The sequence below is a fragment of the Aeromonas sp. Y293-4 genome, assembly GCF_027705905.1.
GTDB lineage: Bacteria > Pseudomonadota > Gammaproteobacteria > Enterobacterales > Aeromonadaceae > Aeromonas > Aeromonas veronii.
Genome location: NZ_JAPDCI010000002.1, coordinates 363,529 through 384,593 on the forward strand (window position 1 = coordinate 363,529; position 21,065 = coordinate 384,593).

The 21,065-nt window shown below is 57.5% G+C and carries 24 protein-coding genes; 11 read left to right on the plus strand and 13 right to left on the minus strand.

Annotated features, from left to right (window positions below):
• Nucleotides 1-281: 281 nt before the first annotated feature.
• Nucleotides 282-2,423, minus strand: coding sequence for a methyl-accepting chemotaxis protein (locus tag OKC31_RS03765; protein WP_270656297.1), 2,142 nt, complete (start codon nt 2,421-2,423; stop codon nt 282-284).
• A 66-nt stretch (nt 2,424-2,489) separates the two neighbouring features.
• Nucleotides 2,490-3,545: a DNA polymerase IV gene (gene dinB, locus OKC31_RS03770; protein ID WP_255909469.1), complete on the minus strand. Its 1,056-nt coding sequence runs from the start codon at nt 3,543-3,545 to the stop codon at nt 2,490-2,492.
• A 131-nt stretch (nt 3,546-3,676) separates the two neighbouring features.
• Between dinB and OKC31_RS03775 the strand changes: the two genes are divergently transcribed.
• Nucleotides 3,677-3,883, plus strand: coding sequence for a hypothetical protein (locus OKC31_RS03775; protein WP_106842353.1), 207 nt, complete (start codon nt 3,677-3,679; stop codon nt 3,881-3,883).
• Nucleotides 3,884-3,994: 111 nt separating this feature from the next.
• On the opposite strand, the gene OKC31_RS03780 is transcribed toward OKC31_RS03775, so the two are convergent.
• Entirely contained in the window at nt 3,995-4,555 is a 561-nt protein-coding gene (locus OKC31_RS03780; RefSeq protein WP_257696823.1) for a DJ-1 family glyoxalase III, read from the minus strand.
• A 37-nt stretch (nt 4,556-4,592) separates the two neighbouring features.
• Entirely contained in the window at nt 4,593-5,546 is a 954-nt protein-coding gene (locus OKC31_RS03785; RefSeq protein ID WP_257696824.1) for a ketopantoate reductase family protein, read from the minus strand.
• 200 nt (nt 5,547-5,746) lie between these two features.
• Here OKC31_RS03785 and OKC31_RS03790 point away from each other — a divergent pair, with 200 nt between their 5' ends.
• The gene (locus OKC31_RS03790; protein ID WP_005338634.1) at nt 5,747-6,229 is read left to right on the plus strand and encodes a YajQ family cyclic di-GMP-binding protein; all 483 of its coding nucleotides are present in this window, start codon (nt 5,747-5,749) and stop codon (nt 6,227-6,229) included.
• A 108-nt stretch (nt 6,230-6,337) separates the two neighbouring features.
• Here OKC31_RS03790 and OKC31_RS03795 read toward each other — a convergent pair whose 3' ends face one another.
• From OKC31_RS03795 to OKC31_RS03815, 5 genes are all read right to left on the minus strand, one after another.
• On the minus strand, nt 6,338-7,144 hold the full coding sequence (locus OKC31_RS03795) for a nucleoside-specific channel-forming Tsx family protein (RefSeq protein WP_005349699.1): 807 nt from the start codon (nt 7,142-7,144) through the stop codon (nt 6,338-6,340).
• A 156-nt stretch (nt 7,145-7,300) separates the two neighbouring features.
• Nucleotides 7,301-8,680 (minus strand): AmpG family muropeptide MFS transporter, encoded by a 1,380-nt coding sequence (locus OKC31_RS03800; protein ID WP_257696825.1) that lies wholly within the window; start codon nt 8,678-8,680, stop codon nt 7,301-7,303.
• A gap of 172 nt (nt 8,681-8,852) precedes the next feature.
• The gene (locus tag OKC31_RS03805; RefSeq protein WP_050547831.1) at nt 8,853-9,440 is read right to left on the minus strand and encodes a peptidylprolyl isomerase; all 588 of its coding nucleotides are present in this window, start codon (nt 9,438-9,440) and stop codon (nt 8,853-8,855) included.
• A gap of 2 nt (nt 9,441-9,442) precedes the next feature.
• Nucleotides 9,443-10,027, minus strand: a complete 585-nt coding sequence (locus OKC31_RS03810; protein WP_005349692.1) for a YajG family lipoprotein — start codon at nt 10,025-10,027, stop codon at nt 9,443-9,445.
• A 17-nt stretch (nt 10,028-10,044) separates the two neighbouring features.
• Entirely contained in the window at nt 10,045-11,178 is a 1,134-nt protein-coding gene (locus OKC31_RS03815) for a methyltransferase (protein WP_257696827.1), read from the minus strand.
• 204 nt (nt 11,179-11,382) lie between these two features.
• On the opposite strand from OKC31_RS03815, the gene OKC31_RS03820 reads away from it, so the two are divergent.
• The 9 genes from OKC31_RS03820 (at nt 11,383) to nqrM (ending at nt 19,242) form a co-directional block, all read left to right on the plus strand.
• Nucleotides 11,383-11,697, plus strand: coding sequence for a BolA family protein (locus OKC31_RS03820; RefSeq protein WP_257696828.1), 315 nt, complete (start codon nt 11,383-11,385; stop codon nt 11,695-11,697).
• Nucleotides 11,698-12,131: 434 nt separating this feature from the next.
• Nucleotides 12,132-13,475 (plus strand): Na(+)-translocating NADH-quinone reductase subunit A, encoded by a 1,344-nt coding sequence (locus tag OKC31_RS03825; RefSeq protein WP_257696829.1) that lies wholly within the window; start codon nt 12,132-12,134, stop codon nt 13,473-13,475.
• 3 nt (nt 13,476-13,478) lie between these two features.
• Nucleotides 13,479-14,708, plus strand: a complete 1,230-nt coding sequence (locus tag OKC31_RS03830) for an NADH:ubiquinone reductase (Na(+)-transporting) subunit B (RefSeq protein WP_005338642.1) — start codon at nt 13,479-13,481, stop codon at nt 14,706-14,708.
• Nucleotides 14,698-15,486: a Na(+)-translocating NADH-quinone reductase subunit C gene (locus OKC31_RS03835; RefSeq protein WP_270656298.1), complete on the plus strand. Its 789-nt coding sequence runs from the start codon at nt 14,698-14,700 to the stop codon at nt 15,484-15,486. Before OKC31_RS03830 ends, OKC31_RS03835 begins: the two co-directional genes overlap by 11 nt.
• Complete coding sequence (locus tag OKC31_RS03840) at nt 15,479-16,111, plus strand: NADH:ubiquinone reductase (Na(+)-transporting) subunit D (protein WP_005338644.1); 633 nt, start codon at nt 15,479-15,481, stop codon at nt 16,109-16,111. The genes OKC31_RS03835 and OKC31_RS03840 overlap by 8 nt, the downstream gene beginning before the upstream one ends.
• Before the next feature lie 3 nt (nt 16,112-16,114).
• The gene (nqrE, locus tag OKC31_RS03845; protein ID WP_005338645.1) at nt 16,115-16,711 is read left to right on the plus strand and encodes an NADH:ubiquinone reductase (Na(+)-transporting) subunit E; all 597 of its coding nucleotides are present in this window, start codon (nt 16,115-16,117) and stop codon (nt 16,709-16,711) included.
• Nucleotides 16,712-16,743: 32 nt separating this feature from the next.
• Nucleotides 16,744-17,967 carry an NADH:ubiquinone reductase (Na(+)-transporting) subunit F gene (nqrF, locus tag OKC31_RS03850; RefSeq protein WP_005338656.1) on the plus strand — a complete coding sequence of 408 codons (1,224 nt, stop codon included), beginning with the start codon at nt 16,744-16,746 and terminating at the stop codon, nt 17,965-17,967.
• Between the two features lie 3 nt (nt 17,968-17,970).
• Complete coding sequence (locus OKC31_RS03855; protein WP_005338666.1) at nt 17,971-19,008, plus strand: FAD:protein FMN transferase ApbE; 1,038 nt, start codon at nt 17,971-17,973, stop codon at nt 19,006-19,008.
• Nucleotides 19,009-19,017: 9 nt separating this feature from the next.
• Complete coding sequence (gene nqrM / locus OKC31_RS03860) at nt 19,018-19,242, plus strand: (Na+)-NQR maturation NqrM (protein ID WP_005338668.1); 225 nt, start codon at nt 19,018-19,020, stop codon at nt 19,240-19,242.
• Between the two features lie 73 nt (nt 19,243-19,315).
• Here the strand turns inward: nqrM and OKC31_RS03865 are convergent, their stop codons facing one another.
• Genes OKC31_RS03865 through OKC31_RS03880 form a run of 4 tightly spaced genes read right to left on the minus strand, consistent with a single transcriptional unit; the run spans nt 19,316 to nt 21,063 of the window.
• A complete protein-coding gene (locus OKC31_RS03865) occupies nt 19,316-19,855 on the minus strand; it encodes a DUF3833 domain-containing protein (RefSeq protein WP_270656301.1) in 540 nt (179 codons plus the stop codon).
• Nucleotides 19,856-19,869: 14 nt separating this feature from the next.
• Nucleotides 19,870-20,412 (minus strand): chalcone isomerase family protein, encoded by a 543-nt coding sequence (locus OKC31_RS03870; protein WP_201996087.1) that lies wholly within the window; start codon nt 20,410-20,412, stop codon nt 19,870-19,872.
• The gene (locus OKC31_RS03875; RefSeq protein ID WP_005338671.1) at nt 20,369-20,590 is read right to left on the minus strand and encodes a TIGR02450 family Trp-rich protein; all 222 of its coding nucleotides are present in this window, start codon (nt 20,588-20,590) and stop codon (nt 20,369-20,371) included. The genes OKC31_RS03870 and OKC31_RS03875 overlap by 44 nt, the downstream gene beginning before the upstream one ends.
• Nucleotides 20,587-21,063: a DUF2878 domain-containing protein gene (locus OKC31_RS03880; RefSeq protein ID WP_270656302.1), complete on the minus strand. Its 477-nt coding sequence runs from the start codon at nt 21,061-21,063 to the stop codon at nt 20,587-20,589. The genes OKC31_RS03875 and OKC31_RS03880 overlap by 4 nt, the downstream gene beginning before the upstream one ends.
• Between the last annotated feature and the right edge of the window lie 2 nt (nt 21,064-21,065).

The window sequence follows — 21,065 nt, forward strand, 5'->3', positions numbered from 1 at the left end:
ACCAGCCGACGATGAGTTTTTCTAATGGGGCGCATTATAATTTGTCGGTTGCGGGTCGACCAGTGAATAAACATAATTCGCCCAGCAATCAGTCGTCATATGGCTCACATTTTCTACTACGTGTTGGTTTACATGTGTTTTTAGTGAGTCTTTCGACTGCGATTGTGGTGTTGTGTTTCTTCCTCTGCGGGAAGAGGGGCTCAAATCTCACCGGTTTGACCCAGTCTGTCATCTGAATGTGTTTGGCGCCTCCAGCTGGATGGCGCCTTTTTTCATCCCTTCTATACCTTGAACTGCCCCACCAGCTGCTGCTGTTTATCCGCCAGCGCAGAGAGCTCGCGACCATTTTCGGCGGAGGTCGCCGCCTCGGCCCGAATGGTGTGGCTCACATCGCGAATGTTGCTGACGTTGCGGTTGATCTCGTCCGCCACCCGGCTCTGCTCCTGCGCCGCCCGGGCAATCTGCTCGTTCATCTGATGGATGGTGGAGACCGACTGGATAATCTGCTCCAGCACCTGCACCGAGAGATCCACCTTGGCGAGCGTCTCGTCAGCCTGACCATGACCATCGCGGATCGCCTTGACCACGGCGCCGGTACCGGATTGCAGTTGGCTGATCAGGGTCTGGATCTCGACGATGGCATTCTGGGTGCGACCGGCCAGATTACGCACCTCATCGGCCACCACGGCAAAGCCACGACCCTGTTCACCGGCCCGCGCAGCCTCGATGGCCGCATTGAGCGCCAGCAAGTTGGTCTGCTCGGCAATTCCCTGAATCACGGTGAGAATATCGTTGATGTTGTCGCTGTTGGCGGAGAGTCGCTCCACCACCGGCTGGGCATCGTTGATGATGGTCATCAGCTTGCGCATCGCCTCCTGGGTGTCGGCAACGACATATTTGCCCTCTTGCGCCGCGGCATCAGTGGTGTTGGCAGCCGCCACCGCCGAGCCGGCATTACCGGAGACCTGCAACGCCGTGGCGCTCAGCTCTTCAAATGCCGTTGCCACCAGATCGATCTCCTGATACTGGGCCTGCATGCCGCTGCTGGTGCGCTCGGCCACCTGCGCGGCCCGCTCGGCACTGTTGCGCGTACCGGAGACGGTATCAATCACCTGACTGATGGTGGATTGCAACTTGTTGAGGAAGCTGTTGAACCACTTGGCCAGCTCGCCGATCTCGTCTTGCCGCTGGATCTCGATACGCTGGGTCAAATCCCCCTCGCCGCTGGCGATATCCTTGAGGCGGGCAACCACGGCGCGGATGGGCGCCACAATCTGGCGCGCCATCAACCAGATAAAACTCAGGGCCACCAGCGAGATCAGCACCCCGATTGACAGCTGCGAGACCACGCTGCGATTGGCTTCACTGGCCAGCTCATCTTGCAGTTTCTGGGCCGAGGCCAGTACTACGGCCCGTGGCAATTCAATGTAGATGCCCCATTTTCGGTCGGTGCCACGCATGGATACCGGGACAAAGGTCTGCAACAGGGCGCCGTCGCTGCTCCAGCGAGTCAGCTCCTGCCCCTGACTGAGCCAGCCTTTCAGCTCGCTGGCCAGCCCCTGATACTTCTGATCCAACCCGCGCCCCATGGTCACATCGAACTCATCGGCTCCCGCCACGCGCCCCTCGTGACTGACCAGCAAGATTCTGCCCTTGCCCTCATAGAGCTCCTTGTCCATGGTACTGACCAGACTCTGCAAAGTGGCCAGCGAAATATCGACCCCGACCATCCCCAGCAAGGTCTCCTGCTCCAGCAGCGGGACTGTCACCGAGGTCATCAATATCTGTTTATCGCCCACATCGTCCAGATAAGGCTCCAGCAGGCAGAGGGCGCGGGTGCGAATACTGCAGCGATACCACTCGTTTTCGATGCCACCAGCCTCAGTCGGGCTCTCATCGGCCAGTACATCCTCATTCTGCACTTCCGGCTCTATCTTGCCGTTGTCATAGGCCCAGTAACTGGAAAAACGACCCTTGTCGTTGGAACCCAGCGCCGTTGAGCCCTGATAGTTGCTGTCTTCCCCATCCAGCTGGTCAGGCTCGAACACCGCATAGACACCAAGCAGATTGGTCGATGAGGCAACGGCATCGTGCAGCTGCTGATTGACGGCGCTGCGCAGCGCCTCCGAATGGACAAAGTTCTCGGCCGCATTCTTGCGCTGGAACAACACGCTCTCCGCCAGCAAACTGGCGCGGAAATAGGCCTCATCTAGATAGCTGGTCACCTTGGCCGCCTGCTCCGAGCCCATCGCCTTCATCCAGTTCTCGGCAGACTGCTGCGCCTCGTGCATTGTGGCTTGCCGCACCTGCTGTTGCATCTTGTTCGCGTTGTAAATCGAAGAAGCAACCAGAGCGGCGGCTGTCACCAACAGACAGCAACCGGCGATCAGGGTAATCCGACCCTGGACAGAAAGAGCGCTCATGCCAATATTCCTACGTCATACAGATATGGATAGATTATCGACTTTATAAACAAAAACTTAACTCTCTCACAGCAAATCCAGCGAGAGTTGATTAACTTCACCCTCTTTTGGCAAACCCACCACCAAGCCCAGCAGGCGAACCGAACGCCCTTGCGCCCGCTGTAGCCCCTCTTTGAGCAGGGGAACGAACAAGGCTGGCTGATAGCCACCCTGACTGCGATAGACGGTGGTCTGGTGGAAGTCGGCAAACTTGAGTTTAATCCCCTGCCCCATCACTTGCTCGGCAGGGCACGCCAGCTGAAATCGCCGCTCCAGCTCCGGCAGCAGTTGCTGCAATACCGTCAGGCAGGCGGCTTCGTCACAAACATCGTTCGCCAGGGTGGTCTCCACCCCGATGGTTTTGCGGATCCGGTGTGCCTGCACCGGCTGTTCATCCAGCCCCCAGATCCGGGTCGTCAGCATCTCTCCCAGCTTGCCAAAACGGCTGCACAGCTCTTGTGCCGACAAAGCCCGTGCATCCTCACAGGTGTAAAGCCCCTGCGCCTCCAGCCGCTCGGCGGTCTTGCGACCCACCCCGGGCAGTTTGCCGAGGGGCAACTGGCAGACAAATTCGGCCACTTCGTCGGGACGAATGACAAACAGACCATCAGGCTTGCGCTGCTCCGAGGCGAGCTTGGCGAGAAACTTGTTGGGGGCCACTCCGGCCGAGGCGGTCAATCCCAGTTCGGTGACGATGGCTTGCCGGATCTCTTGCGCCATCAGGGTGGCGCTACCGCCACAACAGCGACTGTGGGTCACGTCGAGGTAAGCCTCGTCCAGCGACAGTGGTTCAACCTGATCGGTATAGCGGAGGAAAATGGCCCTGAGCTGACGGGAGATATCCTTGTACACCGCCATTCGCCCAGGGATCAGCACCAGCGGCGGGCAGAGTTTTTTCGCCAGGGCGCTCGGCATGGCGGAGCGCACCCCGAACCGGCGCGCCACATAGTTGCAGGTCGAGATAACACCGCGCCGCTCGGAGGACCCACCGATGGCGAGCGGCACCTCCCGCAATGCGGGGTTATCTCGCATCTCCACCGCGGCAAAAAAACAGTCCATGTCGATATGGATGATCTTGCGCATACTACTGTATAAATAAACAGACATGGTACCATCTTACCCCAAGGATAAGCACAGCTCTATCTCTCTCGTTGCGGCTAAAATAGTAGACTCCAAGGAGACCTTTACTACCACAATGACAAGGAGCGTTCGGGATGAAATATCTTTGGCTGGGACTCTGTTTGCTGCCGTTGACCGGCATCGGCAAGAACAACCCGACGGCAGAGTGCCGCTGGCTGTACGACCGGATTGAGATACTGGAACAGGCCATCAAGAAAGGGGACAAGCTCGGCACAGAACAAGAGTTGTCACGCTGGCGTGAAGAGTTTCGCAAGAAGAAGTGCAAACAGTACGACTACTGAGCCGGACAAGATGGCGTGACCGACAACGGCAGATAACAAACGGGCCCCGATCAAGATGACCGGGGCCCATTTTTCAAAGCATGACCAGCTGGATTCTGCAGCAGAGTGCGCTCAAGGCAGCACCATAGGGCCAGCGACAGTGGCCGCCACCTCATCCCCGCGCAGCATCCGGACCAGTTCAAGCGCAAACTCGATGGCACTGCCCGGCCCCTGACTGGTGATAAGGCGATGAGCATCATCCCTGACTACCCGCTCACGTGACAGCTGCGATGTCGGTAGTCGGGACTGAAAGCCGGGATGACAGGTGACGATGGCATCACCCAGCAGAGCGTGATGTTGCAACACCACCACAGGGGCGGCGCAGATAGCTGCACGCCAGCGACCAAGAGCGGCCTGCTCTTTGAGCAGATCGATGGCCAGCGGGGTATCGCGGATCACTTCGCTGCCGGGCAGACCGCCGGGCACCACGATGGCTTCAAAGTCCCGACGGGTCAGCTCGTCGATATGACAATCGGCCACCAGCTGTACCCCGCGCGATGCTTTCACCTGCCGCAATCCGGCAGGGCAACAAGAGGCCAGCACCACCTCGATGCTGGCGCGCACCAGGGTATCGACAATGGCGACCGTCTCTATCTCTTCCGACCCGGGGGCCACCAGCACCAGTACACTCACGTTCGCCTCCTTGCAGCTTGCTCTGTCATGTAACGGATCAGGCAGCCTGACTCTTCTCTTTGATCGCCTGATAGAGACCCTGATTGACCGGTACGGCAATGCCATGCCGGGCAGCCTTGGCCAACAGGAAGCCGGTGATGGCCTCAATCTCGGTCTCGCGTCCCAGCTCCATATCCTGATACATGGAGGAGTAATTGTCAGCGGTCAGTTCCACCACTGTCATCACCCGGCGTTGCAACTCCTCTGCCGTGGTTGCAACTCCTTCGGCGCACATCACATCCGCCACTTCCACGCAGATCTGCTGCAGGGCATCGGCAAAACGGGGGCCTGCCAGTTCGCCATTTTTCAGCTTGTAGAGAGCCGTCAGGGGATTGATGGCACAGTTGATGGCCAGCTTTTGCCACTGGCGCGTCAATACCTGTTCATCCCAACCAGCCTGACCCAGTGCCAGCGCCAGCTCGTCCGCGAGCGCGACATGGGCCTTGGCGGCATCGTTGATCGGGCCAAGCCAGGTTTCCCCCTTGCCAGTATGACGGAAGACAAAATGGCCGCACTGCATGGCACCATGACTGGTGACACCGGCAATCACCGGATTGTGCGGGAACATCTCGACCACCTGCTCGGCAATGCCCATCCCGTTGTGCAGCAGCACGATTGGCACGCCGGCATCGAGCTTACCCACCAGCGGCGTCAGTGCGGCAATCACCTGACTGGCCTTGGTCATCACCAGCAGACGCTGGATCTTGCCGGGTTTGCTGACAAACCCGCGCTCGATATTGAGCAGCTGAACATGCCCCTCCAGCGAGGTGAAATCGATCCCCGGATGGAGCGTGGACTTATGATGTTCGCGCAACAAGACACGGGTAGATTGACCACTCAGGGTCAACAGGGAGGCAAAAACGCCGCCGAGGGCGCCACAACCCAACAGTGACCACTTCGGAGTAACGGGTGGAATAACGGGCTGTCGGGAATTTTTTAATCCGCTTGGCATGGTGTGACTCTGTCAGGGTAAGGGTTGCAATCCTCTCAACCTGTTACCGGGGATAAGTGAAGATGTCGTTGGTGGACACTAACGGGTCCACCCGTCCTGTGCGCAGGGGATTCTAGCAGAGCAACCCCATCAAAATCAGCAAATTTGCCCGTTTTCTGGTAGATTTGCCCCCCGATAACGCAACATGAGGAGCTCCGGCTATGCCGTCATTCGATATTGTCTCTGAAGTCAAAATGAACGAGGTGTTGAACGCAGTCGACAACGCCAATCGTGAACTGGCCACCCGTTTCGATTTTCGTGGGGTAGAAGCCAGCTTCGAGTTGAACAAGGAAGAGGTAAAGCTGGAAGCCGATGCTGATTTCCAGCTCAAGCAGATGGTCGAAATACTGCGCGGTGCCCTGCTCAAGCGCAACATCGAAAACAGCTCCATGGAAGTGGGTGACTCCGTTCACTCCGGCAAACGCTTCCACCTGACCGTCAAGTTCAAACAGGGGATCGAGAAAGAGATCGCCAAGAAGCTGGTCAAGCTGATCAAGGACTCCAAAATCAAGGTACAGGTCGCCATCCAGGGTGATGAAGTACGTGTCACCGGCAAGAAGCGTGACGATCTGCAAGAGACCATGGCACTGGTCCGTGGCGCCGAACTGGGTCAACCGATGCAGTTCCAGAACTTCCGCGACTGATTTCTCCACTCAGCCGTGGCGCACTTGATGACTCGCGCCACGCTATCTAAATCGCGGCCATAAAAAAACCGGAGCAGATGCTCCGGTTTTTTTGTACCCCAAGTTTTATTAGAACTTGTAGGTAACAGAGAAGTAGTGGCCGAAACCGGTAGACTTGAACGCGTCGGAGTTGTCGATACCGTAGATTTCGTTGAAGTACTTCAGACCGTAGCCAACGGCATAACGGTCGGAATGCCAGTAGATACCGTGGAAGGTTCCCAGACCATCAGAATGACTGGTTTCTTTCATGCCCCAGGTGTAATCCAGATAACCTTGGTAAGAGACGAAGCTGCCATTGGAGAAGGTATAGAAAGGTTTGAACCAGTTCATGGAGAACTGTTGGCCGTTCCAGCCTTCGCCTTGACCACTGAAGGTTTCGTTAGCATGACGCTTGTAAAGGTTCATACCAACTTTGCCAAACCACGGCACCATAACGTCAGCACCCAGACCTACAAATGCATCATTCAGGCCTTGTACACCACCGATGTTAAACAGGGTGGCAACGTAAACTTCTTGCACCGGACCAAAAGAGAGGTCTTGGCCAGTCAATGCATCCAGAGATACACGCGGAGCAAACTTCATGAAGAGGTTTTCTTGCTTGTGCTTGTCGCTGTGCTTGGAGTCAAAAATATCGAAGTAATCAACGTAACCATACAGGTCAAAAATGCCTGAACGACCACCAAACTCCATCTCGAAATAAGTATCGTTGTAACCATCCGGACCATGGGGCTTCTGATCGATGGTGTGCATGATATTGAACTGCATCCACTTGTAGTCATTCTTGTGGATATCACCGCTGTAGTCAGCAGCGAAGGCCGGGGTAGCGGCAGCAGCCAGCAGACCGGCAGCGATCAGAGTCTTGGTAAATTTGGCCATTTTATTGGTCTCTTGTGCGTTAGTTGAGGTTTTCCGTAGCCTGCCCACAAGGAGCGAGAGGGATTCTAATCAAATAAAATTGGGGGTGAAACAACTTCTCGGGAACTTTATCCGGAAGTGTGAATCTAATCACCCCCGATTCTACGCAAACGCTTGCTATTTGTCAGCCGTTGAGAGCAACTCACTCCCTTTTCTGGCGACAAGCACAATCAACAACAACACCGGCAAGCCCAATAAACTGGTTCCGACAAAGAAAGCGCTGTAGCCAATCAGCTCCACAACCTGCCCGGAAAAACCGGCGAGCAACTTGGGTAGCAGCAACATTACCGAGCTGAACAGGGCGTACTGAGTGGCCGAAAATGCCACATTGGTCAGGCTGGAGAGATAGGTCACGAAGGCCGCGGTCGCGATACCGGCACTGAGGTTATCCAGCGAGATGATCAGGGTCAGCAGTTCTAGGTTGTGACCAACCTGATTGAGCAGGGCAAACAGCAAGTTGGTGCTGGCAGTGAGCAGCGCCCCCAAGAACAGGATGCGCAGCGTACCGAAGCGCATCACCAGCACGCCCCCCAGCGCCGCCCCCACTAGCGTCATGATGACGCCAAACACCTTGGTAATGGTGGCAACCTCGGTCTTGCTGAACTGCATATCCACATAGAAGCTGTTGGACATCACCCCCATCACCACATCGGCAACCCGATAGCAGGCGATCAGAGCCAGGATCAGCAGCGCCGAGCTGCCATAGCGACGAAAGAAGTCGGCAAACGGACACCAGACCGCCTCATAGCCCCAGGCCCCCGCACTCGCCAGCAGAGTAGGCCACCCTTTTTCCAAGAGCTGCGCCTTACGTTCGGCCTGTTGTTTACCCTGCTCGGCCAGATCGATATCCGGCTCGTGGCAAAACAGCGTGGTGATAACCCCGAGTGACATCAGACCCGCCATCACCAGATAGGTAATCTGCCAGCCACGATAGTCATAGCCACTATTGCTGCCAAACCAGGCTGCCAGCGCCAGCGCACCGGCGCCCGCCATGATCATCGCCAGCCGGTAACCGGTCATGTAGGAGGCAGCCATCGCCGCCTGCAGCCGCTCGGGGGCGGATTCGATGCGATAGGCGTCGATGACGATATCCTGCGTGGCCGAGGCAAAGGCCACCAGCAGGGCAAACATCGCCAGCTGGGCCAGCTCGGTCTTGGGATCGCAGAACGCCATGCCGACCAGCGCGGCGGCAATCAACAGCTGGGAGAAGAACATCCAGCTGCGGCGACGCCCCAGCAGCGTGGAGAGCAACGGCAGCGGCATGCGATCCACCAGCGGCGACCACAGCCATTTAAAGCCATAGGCGAGCGCCACCCAGCTCATATAGCCGATATCGGTCAGGCTGACATCGGCCTCACGCAACCAGAATGAGAGAGTACCGAACACCAGCAGCAGCGGCAGACCCGATGAAAAACCCATGGCAAAGAGAATAAACACCCGAAATTCGAGATAGACGGCGAGGGACTCTCTCCAGCTTGGTTTGCGGATCATGTTCAACTACCTGACGACTTTGGCAAAGTGCGTCATTTTGGCAGGTTGATGGCAGATAGCCAAGGCGAGCAAAGAGATAGGTCAAAGAAGCCCGGATAGAGAAAAGGCCCATCCCGAACGGGATGAGCCTTGTATTGTGACCTGACGAGGCGAGGTGACGAACCGAGTCCGGCGAGAGTTACTTGCCCGCTTTCTTGTCGACTTTCTTGTCTGCCGGAGTTTCTGCCAGCAAGACCACCTTCTTCAGAATGATGGGACTGGTCGGCACATCGTTGGCACGCAAAATGGGGCTGTAACCGGTCTGTACCTGAGCCAGCTTGTCCAGCACCTCCATCCCCTGCACCACCTGACCGAACACGGTATAACCCGCGGCGCCACCGGCGTTGAGGTTATTGTTGTCGACCAGATTGAAGTAGAACTGGCGAGTAGCGCTGTCGACCGCCTGGGTGCGGGCCATGGCGATGGAGCCACGCTTGTTGGGCAGACCGCCGCGCGACTCGTTGACCACAGGCTCATAGGTTGGCAGTTGCTGGAACTGCTGGTTGTACCCCCCACCCTGCACCACGAAATCCTGGATCACCCGGTGGAAGATGCTGCCGTCATAGCTGCCATCAGCCACGTAACGCAGGAAGTTCTTCACCGTCTGGGGCGCCTGCTTGGACGCCAGCTCCACCACGATATTGCCGTGGTTGGTCTCCATTCTGACTTTCGGGCCCGCGAACGCCAGCGGGGCGATCAGCATGGCCAGCAACCAGAGTTTTTTCATCATCAGACCCCTGCACCGTTCGGTTGACCTTTCAGGTAACCGCGCAGCGCATCATCCGCCATGATCTGCTGCAGCACGCTACCCAGCTGCAGGTTCAGTGTAGACTCCAGGTCGGCCATGCTTGGCTCGCTCGGGCTCTCCTTGCTGGAAGACATGTTGAACTGCTTGGTCAGACGGTTACCCTGGAAATCAGCGATCACCTGCAGGCTGACGCGGGACTTGGTGACATAGGTAAAGGTCTTCTCTTCCACATTGACTGCGGCGTTAGAGATGACCAGGGTCAGGTTGGTGGTGCCACTGTTGCCCACTTCCAGACCCTGGCTGCGCAGCCCTTCGGCCAGCCGCTCGGCCATCAGCAGGTTGAGCGGACGCTCGCTGTTGACCAGCACGGGGGCTTTCTCTTTATGTTTGATGGAGAATACGTAGGCAGCCTCACGCTTGTCTACCCCTTCCATGGTGATGCGATTGCCAGAGTAGTATTGCTGGTTGGCAGGGATCACCTGCGGATTGAGCAGCGCCGTCTCCGGCCAATGAGTGGCACACCCGCCCAGCATCAGGGCGGCCAGCAGCAAGAGTGACTTTTTCATCATGGTTTCCTTTGGCTTTAGCGTTTGATGGCTTTCAAAATAACGAATTTGCTGTTCGACGCAACGACTTGTGCGTTGGCAAACAAGCGCTTGAGTTTGTTGTGATAGTCCAGATGACGGTTGCCTACTATCCAGAGTTCACCCCCTTGAGGCAACACCCGGTGCGCATCGCTGAACATCTGCCAGGCGATATGATCGGTGATCGCCTGCAGCTGATGGAAAGGAGGGTTGCAGAGGATCCGATCCGCAGAGCCGACCGCCACCCCGTCGAGACAGTTATTGACCATAAAGCGGGCGCGCGGCAGTGCATCGGGCTGATTATGCTCGACGTTGAGCTGTGCCGAGGCAACCGCCATATAGGATTCATCGATAAAGGTCACCTCCACCTCGCTGTCTTTGGCAAGCAGCGACAGACCCAGCACCCCGTTGCCACAGCCCAGATCGATCACCTTGCGGGCACTGTGGATGGGCAGGTTGTCCAGCATAAAACGGGCACCAATATCGAGACTGGTGCGCGAGAAGACGTTGGCATGGTTGTGGATGAGCATGCCACTCCCCTCCAGCGGCCAGACAGTCGGGAAGGGGTTGGCCAGCGCGGGTTGCCCGGCCTGCGGCTCGCAGTGAATGAGACGCGCCTTTTTCCAGGCCAGCGAGGTACGGGTAGGCCCCAGATACTTCTCGAACAACTTGAGGGTGGAGGTATGAATATCCTTCGCCTTGCCGGCAGCGATAACGCGAGTTGCCGGTGTTACCACCTCCCGCAACGCCAGCAGTTGCTGCTCCAATAGAGCCTGATATTTGGAGACCTTGATCACTACCAGCGCAGGGGCATCGGGCAGCGGCGCCAGCGCATCCTGCAAGCGGATCCCGCCTGCATCCAGTCCGTTTTCGGCCAGATTGGCCAGGGTCGCCCGCTCACTGATGTAAGAGTCGGTGACGCAGCAGGGGGAGTGCGGATGCAGATAGGCGGCCAGCGCGCCAAAGCCATCATTCATGATGATGACGGGGCCCGTCTGCTCGAGGGGAGACTCCGCCAGGGTGTTGATCAGGTATTCGTCAGCCGCATCCCAGGCTTGCAGGGTCTCCTGACTCTGGCGCGGATAGCGGTAGAGCGTGAGCTGGCAATGGGGAGTGTCGAGAAGGGTTTGCATAGGAAGAGTCCAACCTCGGCTTGATTCGTGTATACAGGCGCCAGGGGCGACGCAAAGTGGCGCTATTCTAGCGAGGAGCAGGAATTTCACCAGTTCGATGCGCATCAAGGGGGCAACTGACGGGTGATTTCCCTCTTACGGGGGCTTATTCCATCCAGCGACTGCCGATAGAATGGCCCGACATTCACTCTGGAAGCCGATCCGATGACCATCCAACAACTGATTGAAGCCAAGCTGACCGCCGCCCTCTCCCCCTCCGTGCTGGAGGTGATCAACGAGAGCCACATGCACCGTGTGGAACCGGGATCTGAGAGCCACTTCAAGGTGGTGATCGTCAGCGAGCAATTTGCAGGGCAGCGGCTGCTGGCCCGTCATCGTCAGGTCAATTCGGTGCTGGCCGATGAGCTGGCCGGTGCCGTTCATGCACTGGCGTTGCATACCTACACAGAGAGCGAGTGGCAGGAAAAAGGCCACGCCCCGCGCACCCCGAGCTGCGTTGGCAAACCGTCACTCTCCTGAAACCGGTTCTACCACAGGATTCTCCTCGATAACCTGCCAACAAAAATTAAACATATTTCCCCCATTGGCCCCGAAAAGGCTACATCCAAGGGGGTATATTTCGGCATCAAGGCTTTTTGCTGATAGTGGAGACAACGGCAAATACCCCCATCGAGGTATCGCAATAAAAAAACCTTTAAAACCACTACTTACAAGGTGTCGGTGGCTTATTCATTGCAGGTTAATTTTGTGATGGCACGGGGATTTTGCCCATTTGGCATGGCAGAAAATGCACCTTAAGTGGTAAACTCAAGCGCTTTTGAGTGAGCCTGCATGTTGAATAATTGTTGAGCCTGCCCACCTGGCACAACCACAACATCGACTCATTCAACCACCCGTCGTGATGTATTTCTCGGCGCTAACCAACCTCTCCCGTAACGGTAGTGCAAGTAAGTATGATTACAATCAAAAGAGGACTGGACATCCCCGTGCTGGGTGCGCCAGAGCAAGTAATCTACGATGGCCCCGCCATCACCCGTGTTGCGACACTGGGCGAGGAGTTTGTGGGGATGCGACCTACTATGTTCGTCAAAGTAGGTGATCGCGTCATCAAAGGTCAGGATCTTTTTGAAGACAAGAAGAATCCGGGCGTTAAATTCACAGCTCCTGCCACCGGTGTGGTTTCAGAGATCAACCGTGGTGCCAAACGTGTTCTCCAGTCTGTGGTCATCGACCTCGACGGTTCCGATGAACAGGTGACGTTTGAGCATTTTGCCTCTGCCGAGCTGGCCAAGCTCGAGCGCAGCAAGGTGCAAGAGATCCTGGTCGCATCAGGTCAGTGGACTGCGTTGCGTACCCGTCCGTTCAGCAAAGTCCCCGCGGTAGCGTCTGCCCCGCGCGCCATCTTTGTGACTGCAATGGACACCAACCCGCTGGCAGCCGATGCCGAGCTGATTATCAAGGAACAGCCGCAGGCCTTCCTCGATGGTCTGGCCGTATTGACCCGCCTGACCGACGGCGCCGTCTACGTCTGTAAAGGCGAAGGCAGTCTGCCCCACTCTCCGCTGGCTCAGGTCAAGGAAGAGATCTTCGTTGGTCCGCACCCTGCCGGTCTGCCGGGTACCCATATCCACTTCCTGGATCCGGTCAGCAGCACCAAGGTGCAGTGGCACATCAACTATCAGGATGTGATTGCATTCGGCAAGCTGTTCACCACCGGTCAGATCTTCACTGACAAGGTGATCGCGCTGGCTGGCCCGAACGTGCTCAAGCCGCGTCTGCTGCGTACCCGTCTGGGCGCCTGCATCAGCCAGCTCACCAACAATGAGCTGCGTGCCGACGAAAACCGTATCATCTCCGGTTCTATCCTGAGTGGCGCCAAAGCCGAAGGTGTTCACGACTACCTGGGCCGCTACCACAATCAGGTTTGCGTGCTGGGTGAAGGTCGCGAGAAAGAGTTCCTGGGCTGGATCAACCCCAGCGCCAACAAGTTCTCTATCACCCGTACCACCCTCTCTCATCTGATGAAGGGCAAGCTGATCAACTTCACCACCACTACCAACGGTAGTAACCGTTCCATGGTGCCTATCGGCAACTATGAGCGGGTGATGCCACTCGACATCCTGCCGACCCTGCTGCTGCGGGACATGGTCTCCGGCGATACCGACGGTGCGCAAGCACTGGGCTGCCTGGAGCTGGATGAGGAAGATTTGGCGCTCTGTACCTTTGTCTGCCCCGGCAAGACAGAGTACGGCCCGATCTTGCGTGAGTGCCTGACCAAGATTGAACTGGAAGGTTAAGCGATGAGTTTCAAGCAACTTCTTGAAAATATGGAACACCACTTCGAACCGGGTGGAAAGTACGCCAAGTACTATGCCCTGTTCGAAGCGGCGTACACCCTGTTCTACACCCCGGGTAGCGTTACCCGCAACGCCTCCCACGTTCGTGATGCGCTCGATCTGAAGCGCATGATGATCATGGTGTGGCTGGCCGTGTTCCCGGCCATGTTCTGGGGCATGTACAACGTTGGTAACCAGGCGATTGCCGCCATTGCCCACATGGGCTCGGCTGCTGGTGCCAGCAGCTGGCAATATGCCCTGGCTACCATGCTGGGCGCCTCCCTCGATCCGGCTGTAGCCGGTATCGGCAGCAAGATGCTGATCGGCGCCACCCACTTCTTCCCGATCTACATCACCGTCTTCTTTGTCGGTGGTTTCTGGGAAGTGCTGTTCGCCATGGTGCGCAAACACGAGATCAACGAAGGCTTCTTCGTAACCTCAATTCTGTTTGCCCTGATCGTGCCGCCCGAGCTGCCCCTGTGGCAAGCTGCGCTGGGTATCACCTTTGGTGTGGTGATGGCCAAAGAGGTGTTCGGTGGTACCGGCAAGAACTTCCTGAACCCGGCACTGGCTGGTCGTGCGTTCCTGTTCTTCGCCTACCCGGGCCAGATCTCCGGTGACGCCGTGTGGGTTGCCGTTGACGGCTTCTCCGGCGCGACTGCCCTGAGCCAGTGGGCCCAAGGCGGCCAGATGGCGCTGATCAACGGTGCAACCGGCCAGGCTATCAGCTGGATGGACGCTTTCCTGGGTAACCTACCGGGTTCCATCGGTGAAGTCTCTACCCTGATGATCCTGCTGGGTGCCGCCATGATCGTCTACATGCGCATCGCCTCCTGGCGCATCATCGCCGGCGTGATGATCGGTATGATCGCCACCTCCCTGCTGTTCAACGTCATCGGTTCCGATACCAACCCCATGTTCAACATGCCGTGGCACTGGCATCTGGTACTGGGTGGCTTCGCCTTCGGTATGGCCTTCATGGCGACCGACCCTGTCTCCGCAGCCTTTACCAACAAAGGCAAGTGGTGGTATGGCGCCCTGATCGGCGTAATGGTCGTGCTGGTTCGCGTGGTCAACCCTGCGTTCCCGGAAGGCATGATGCTGGCCATTCTGTTTGCGAACCTGTTTGCTCCCCTGTTTGACCACTTCGTCGCTCAGGCAAACATCAAGCGGAGGATTGCTCGTGGCGTTTAATAAAGATTCAACCCTCGGCACCGTCAGCGTGGTCACCGGCCTGTGTCTGGCCTGTTCCATCGTGGTATCCGTTGCCGCTGTGGGCCTGCGTTCTACCCAGCAGGAAAACAAGGCGCTGGACAAGCAGAGCAACATTCTCGCCGTAGCCGGTGTGGATGTGAGCGAAGTGGCCAAACGCGACCTGGCCAAACTGTACGGCGAGAAGATCGAAGCCCGTCTGGTGGATCTGGCAACCGGTGACTTTGTTGACGGCGATGCCGACAACTTCGACACCAAGCAGGCAGCCAAAGATCCGGCCCGCAGCATCCGTCTTGCCGCCTCTGACGACAAGGCCAGCCTGCGTCAGATCTCCAAGCAGATCCCGGTATTCTTCGCCAAGGATGCCGAAGGCAAGATCGACAGCATCATCCTGCCCATCTACGGTCAGGGTCTGTGGTCGACCATGTATGCCTTCGTCGCCGTTGCCGCTGATGGCCAGACCATCAAGGGCATCACCTACTATGACCACGGTGAAACCCCGGGTCTGGGTGGCGAGATCGAAAACCCGGCCTGGCAGGCGCTGTTCAAGGACAAGAAACTGTTCGACCAGAATGGCATGCCGGCGCTGCGCGTCATCAAGGGCCATGCTCCGGCGGGCTCCGAGCACGAGATCGATGGTCTCTCCGGTGCCACTCTGACCGGTAACGGTGTACAGCATACCTTCGACTTCTGGATGGGTTCCAAGGGCTTTGGTCCTTTCCTGGCCAAGGTTCGTGCAGGAGAAATCAACAATGGCTGACAAGAGCGAAATGAAGAAGTTGCTGTTGACGCCTGTGCTGGGCAACAACCCCATCGCCTTGCAGGTGCTGGGTGTCTGTTCTGCACTGGCGGTTACCAGCCAGATGAAAACTGCGTTTGTAATGACCCTCGCGGTCATGGCGGTCACCGCCTTCTCAAACCTGTTCATCTCCCTGATCCGCAACCAGATCCCGAACAGCGTCCGGATCATCGTACAGATGGCGATCATCGCCTCACTGGTTATCGTGGTTGACCAGGTGCTCAAGGCGTATGCCTATGACATCTCCAAGCAACTGTCGGTCTTCGTGGGTCTGATCATCACCAACTGTATCGTAATGGGCCGCGCTGAAGCATACGCCATGAAAAGTGCCCCACTGCCCTCCTTCCTGGATGGTATCGGCAACGGTCTGGGCTATGGCGCCATTCTGCTGAGTGTCGCGACCGTGCGTGAACTGCTGGGCTCCGGCACCTGGTTCGGCATCGAGCTGCTGCCGCTGGTGAACAACGGTGGCTGGTATGTGCCCAACGGCCTGCTGCTGCTGCCGCCGAGTGCATTCTTCATCATTGGTCTGATCATTTGGGGCGTGCGCACCAAGGATCCCAAGCAGGTGGAGGCGAAGGATTAAGGTATGGAACACTATCTGAGTCTGTTGATTAAATCGATCTTCATCGAAAACCTGGCACTCTCCTTCTTCCTGGGGATGTGTACCTTCCTGGCGGTGTCCAAGAAGGTAAAGACCTCCATGGGTCTGGGTATTGCCGTTATTGTGGTGCAGACCATCGCGGTTCCTGCCAACAACCTGATCTACAACTACGTGCTTAAAGATGGCGCTCTGGTATCCGGTCTGGATCTGAGCTTCCTGAGCTTCATCACCTTCATCGGTGTGATTGCAGCACTGGTACAGATCCTGGAGATGGCGCTGGACAAGTACTTCCCGGCACTCTACAACGCGCTGGGTATCTTCCTGCCGCTCATCACCGTGAACTGCGCCATCTTCGGTGGCGTCTCCTTCATGGTGCAGCGTGACTACAACTTCATGGAGTCTGTGGTCTACGGTGTGGGTTCAGGGGCAGGCTGGATGCTGGCGATCGTTGCGCTGGCAGGTATCCGCGAGAAGATGAAGTATTCCGATGTTCCGGAAGGCCTGCGCGGTCTGGGCATCACCTTCATCACCGCCGGTCTGATGGCGCTGGGCTTCATGTCCTTCTCTGGTATCTCCCTGTAATCGGCTTTCCTGCAATCAGAAAGGAACGATAGATGGAAATTATTTTGGGTGTGGTCATGTTTACCGTGATCCTGCTGGCACTGGTGGCAGTCATTCTGTTCGCCAAGTCCAAGCTGGTGACCGCGGGCGACGTGACAATCAGCATCAATGGTGACCCGGCCAAGGCTGTGACCAGCCCGGCCGGTGGCAAGCTGCTCGGCGTGCTGGCTGGCAGCGGTATCTTCGTCTCCTCCGCCTGTGGCGGCGGTGGCTCCTGCGGCCAGTGCAAGGTACGGGTGAAATCCGGTGGCGGCGACATTCTGCCGACCGAACTGGATCACATCAGCAAGGGCGAAGCCCGTCATGGCGAGCGTCTGGCCTGTCAGGTTACCGTTCGCTCCGACATGGATATCGAACTGCCGGAAGAGATCTTCGGGGTGAAGAAGTGGGAATGTACTGTTATCTCCAACGATAACAAGGCCACCTTCATCAAGGAGCTCAAGCTGCAGATCCCCGATGGCGAGAGCGTGCCGTTCCGCGCCGGTGGTTATATCCAGATTGAAGCCCCGGCTCACCACGTGCACTACAAGAACTTCGATATTCCCGAGGAGTATCGCGGTGACTGGGATCGCTTCAAGATTTTTGAGCTGGAGTCCAAGGTCGATGAGCCGATCATCCGTGCCTACTCCATGGCCAACTATCCGGAAGAGTTCGGCATCATCATGCTGAACGTGCGTATCGCGACCCCGCCGCCCAGCAACTGGACTGCCCCTCCGGGACAGATGTCCTCCTACATCTTCAGCCTGAAGGCTGGCGACAAGGTGACCATCTCCGGTCCGTTCGGTGAGTTCTTCGCCAAGGATACCGATGCCGAAATGGTATTCATCGGTGGTGGTGCAGGTATGGCGCCGATGCGTTCCCATATCTTCGACCAGCTGCGTCGCCTGAAGTCCAAGCGCAAGATGAGCTTCTGGTACGGTGCCCGTTCCAAGCGCGAAATGTTCTATGTCGAAGACTTTGACATGCTCGCCGCCGAGAACGAGAACTTCACCTGGAACGTCGCCCTGTCTGATCCGCAACCGGAAGACAACTGGGACGGCTACACCGGCTTCATCCACAACGTGCTCTACGAGAACTATCTCAAGAACCACGAAGCACCGGAAGATTGCGAGTTCTACATGTGTGGACCTCCGGTGATGAACGCTGCCGTCATCAACATGCTCAAAGACTTGGGCGTTGAAGACGAAAACATCCTGTTGGATGACTTTGGTGGTTAATCCATGCACAGTGTTGTAAAGACCTGGCTAGCCTTCGGGCTAGCCTTTTTCTTGACTGGGTGCGGTCAGGAGACGGTCCAATCCAAACCGGAGATCCACATCACCGGCAGCACCATGGGCACTTATTACTCCATCAAGGTGGCGGACAGCGCCATCAGCGATCCGGCCAAATTACAGGCCGAGGTCGATGTGTTGCTGGAGCGGGTCAACGATCAGATGTCGACCTATCGCCCCGATTCCGAACTGTCGCGCTTCAACCAGAGCCGTGACAACAAACCGGTAGTGGTCTCCCGCGATACCGCACGGGTCGTCACAGAGGCCATTCACATTGGCCGTGAGAGCCAGGGGGCGCTGGACGTCACCGTTGGCCCCTTGGTCAATCTGTGGGGCTTTGGCCCTGACAAAAAGCCGACCAAGGTTCCCTCCGACGAGCTGATCACCCAGACTCGCCAGAAGACCGGTCTGGGCAACCTGCACGTCATCACCTCGGTGGATGCCGATACCCTGCAAAAAGACATTCCGGATCTCTACGTTGACCTCTCCGCCATCGCCAAGGGCTTTGGTGTGGACAAGGTAGCCGAGTATCTGGAGTCACTGGGTGCGCGCAACTATCTGGTGGAGATTGGCGGCGAGCTGCGGATCAATGGCGTCAACGGCAAGGGTCACCCCTGGCGCGTGGCCATCGAGAAGCCCACCGCAGGCACCGGCACGGTGCAAGAGGTGATAGTGCCCGGTGACAACGGGGTGGCCACCTCGGGCGATTACCGCAACTACTATGAACTGGATGGTCAGCGCTTCTCCCACACCATAGATCCGCGCAGCGGCAAGCCGATCCAGCACCGTCTGGTATCGGTCACCGTGATCCACCCCTCCTGCATGACCGCAGACGGGTTGGCCACCGTGTTTATGGTGATGGGGACCGAGAAAAGCCTGGCCTATGCCAATGAGCGCGGCCTGGCGATCTTCGTGATCACCAAGACGGACAACGGCTTTGAAGAGGCTTACTCCGATGCCTTCAAGCCCTATCTGGTCAAGAAGTAAGAGGTAGAGATGCAGATTTTTCTGATCACCTTCGGGGTATTCATGCTGGTGATAGCCGCCATGGCTATCGGTTACATCTTCCAGAAGAAGACCATCTCCGGCTCCTGTGGCGGTCTGGGTAGCGTCGGCATCGAGAAAGAGTGCGATTGCCCGGAACCCTGCGACAACCGCAAGAAGAAGATGGCCAAGGAAGAGGCCCGTCGCAAGATGCTGGAAGAGAACCGCATCATCTGATGACTCTGGTTTTTCGGTAAACAAAAGCGCGCCATCGGCGCGCTTTTTACTGGGCGTTATCTTGCGTTAACGGTCAGGGCTGACGTTCGATATAGAGGATCACCTCGCCAAGATGGATACCTAACTTGCTGATCTCGGCGCGATTGATCAGGCGATCCTCGTCCAGCAGGTACATCCAGTCATCGAAGCTCACCCGCACCACCTCGCCATCCGGTAGCGCCAGATCGAGCTGATAACGCCAGTTGAGGGCGAACCCTTCGCTTTTACCCACCGCCTCTCCCACCACATCGGAAGCAGTACCGCGCCAGTGACCATCATCGCCCTTGCTCAGATACCAGGTACGGGTCTGCTGGCGGCCATCGTCAAAGTAGAACTGTTCGAACAGCTCTCCCTTGCCATCCTTCCAACGACCCACCATCTCGACCCGAAAGCGACTGGTCACTTCGCCGCTGCGGTCGGTTACCAAGCCGTGAGCCACTAATTTACCGTTGAAGAAACGGGCGAGATCCCAGTTTGGCCCCTGCCCCCGATAGTCATCGAGACTGGCACCACAGCCGCTCAACAGCAAAAAAGGGAGCAACAGCAACCAGCGGTATGCACGATAGAAAAACATTGGAAACTCCATGCTCAGGGTTGGCCACGCAGGCGGCGGGTAAGGGCGGGATCGCGGCTGTTGTCAGCCAGCCAAATGGCGAGAAAAGCGGCCGAGAATTGTGGATCGGCCAGAGTGCCGAGGGGTTTTTCCTGCCACCAGAAGTGGCCTGCCCCCCCCTTGTCGACATAGAAGGTGAGCTTGTCGCCTGCCTGCACATCGGGCCAGAGTGCAGCGAGCTGGCCGAGCCAGCGCTGACGTTCGGCGTCGGAGCCAAGACCGAGTCGCTGCCACTCGGCGGCGGTGGCGCTCAGCAGGTCTTCCCGCTCGATGGATCTGGCATAGGTGAGGGTCAGGGCCTGCGGATAGTGACCGGGCTGATAGCGCCCGCTTTCACTGTAGAGGGTGGCATCGTAGAGCTTGAACCAGAGCCAGTTCATCTCCCCCTGCCCGACCGGGCGCAACTGCTGCCAGGGGGCGGAAGAAGCTTGCACCGCGGTTGCAGCAAAGAGCGTAAACGCCAGCAGCAGCGGGTTAATTCCACCCCATATGCCAGTGGTTGGGGTCTTCCAGTTCATGCCAGTCCATCTCCTGTTCTTGCAGGGTGTTGATATCCTGCATCACCACCTGCACCAACTGCCCCTGCGCATCCCGCTGGCAGGCAACCACCAGATAGAAGCGATCAGTCAGCTCATGCTGGCTCTCTTTGGTCCATTTGGAAAAAAGCAACGAGTCGGTCGAAAAGGTGTTTGTCATGACTCACCCTCCAGCTTGACCATTACCCACAGGAGTACGGGTAACCACCACATCCAGATCACTGCAAGCAGCGCCGTGCTGATCCAGATGCCCCAGGGTAAGTGTACTGCCCCCATGGCGGCCCCCGCCACATAGGAGGAGGCACCACCAAATACGCCAAACAGCGCCTGCTGCCAGCGAGGCAAGCGCAGTAGCCAGCGCATACCGTGGGCCAGCGTCAGGGCAAAACCGAGCCAGAGCAGCACCAGCCAGAGGGGAAAACCGGACGGGAACCGGAACAGGCCGAGCTGCCAGAGCAGGGCATCCAGCAGACAGCCGGCCACCGCGATGGGGAGCAGCCGCCAGTCACGCAGGCGGCTGGGTGAGAAGATAAAGTGCAGCAGCAACATTGCCAGCAGCGGGCCCGGCTGCTGCCACTTCACCGCCAGCAACCAGTAGAGGTTGAACCCCAGCAGGTGAGCCCACTGCCACATGG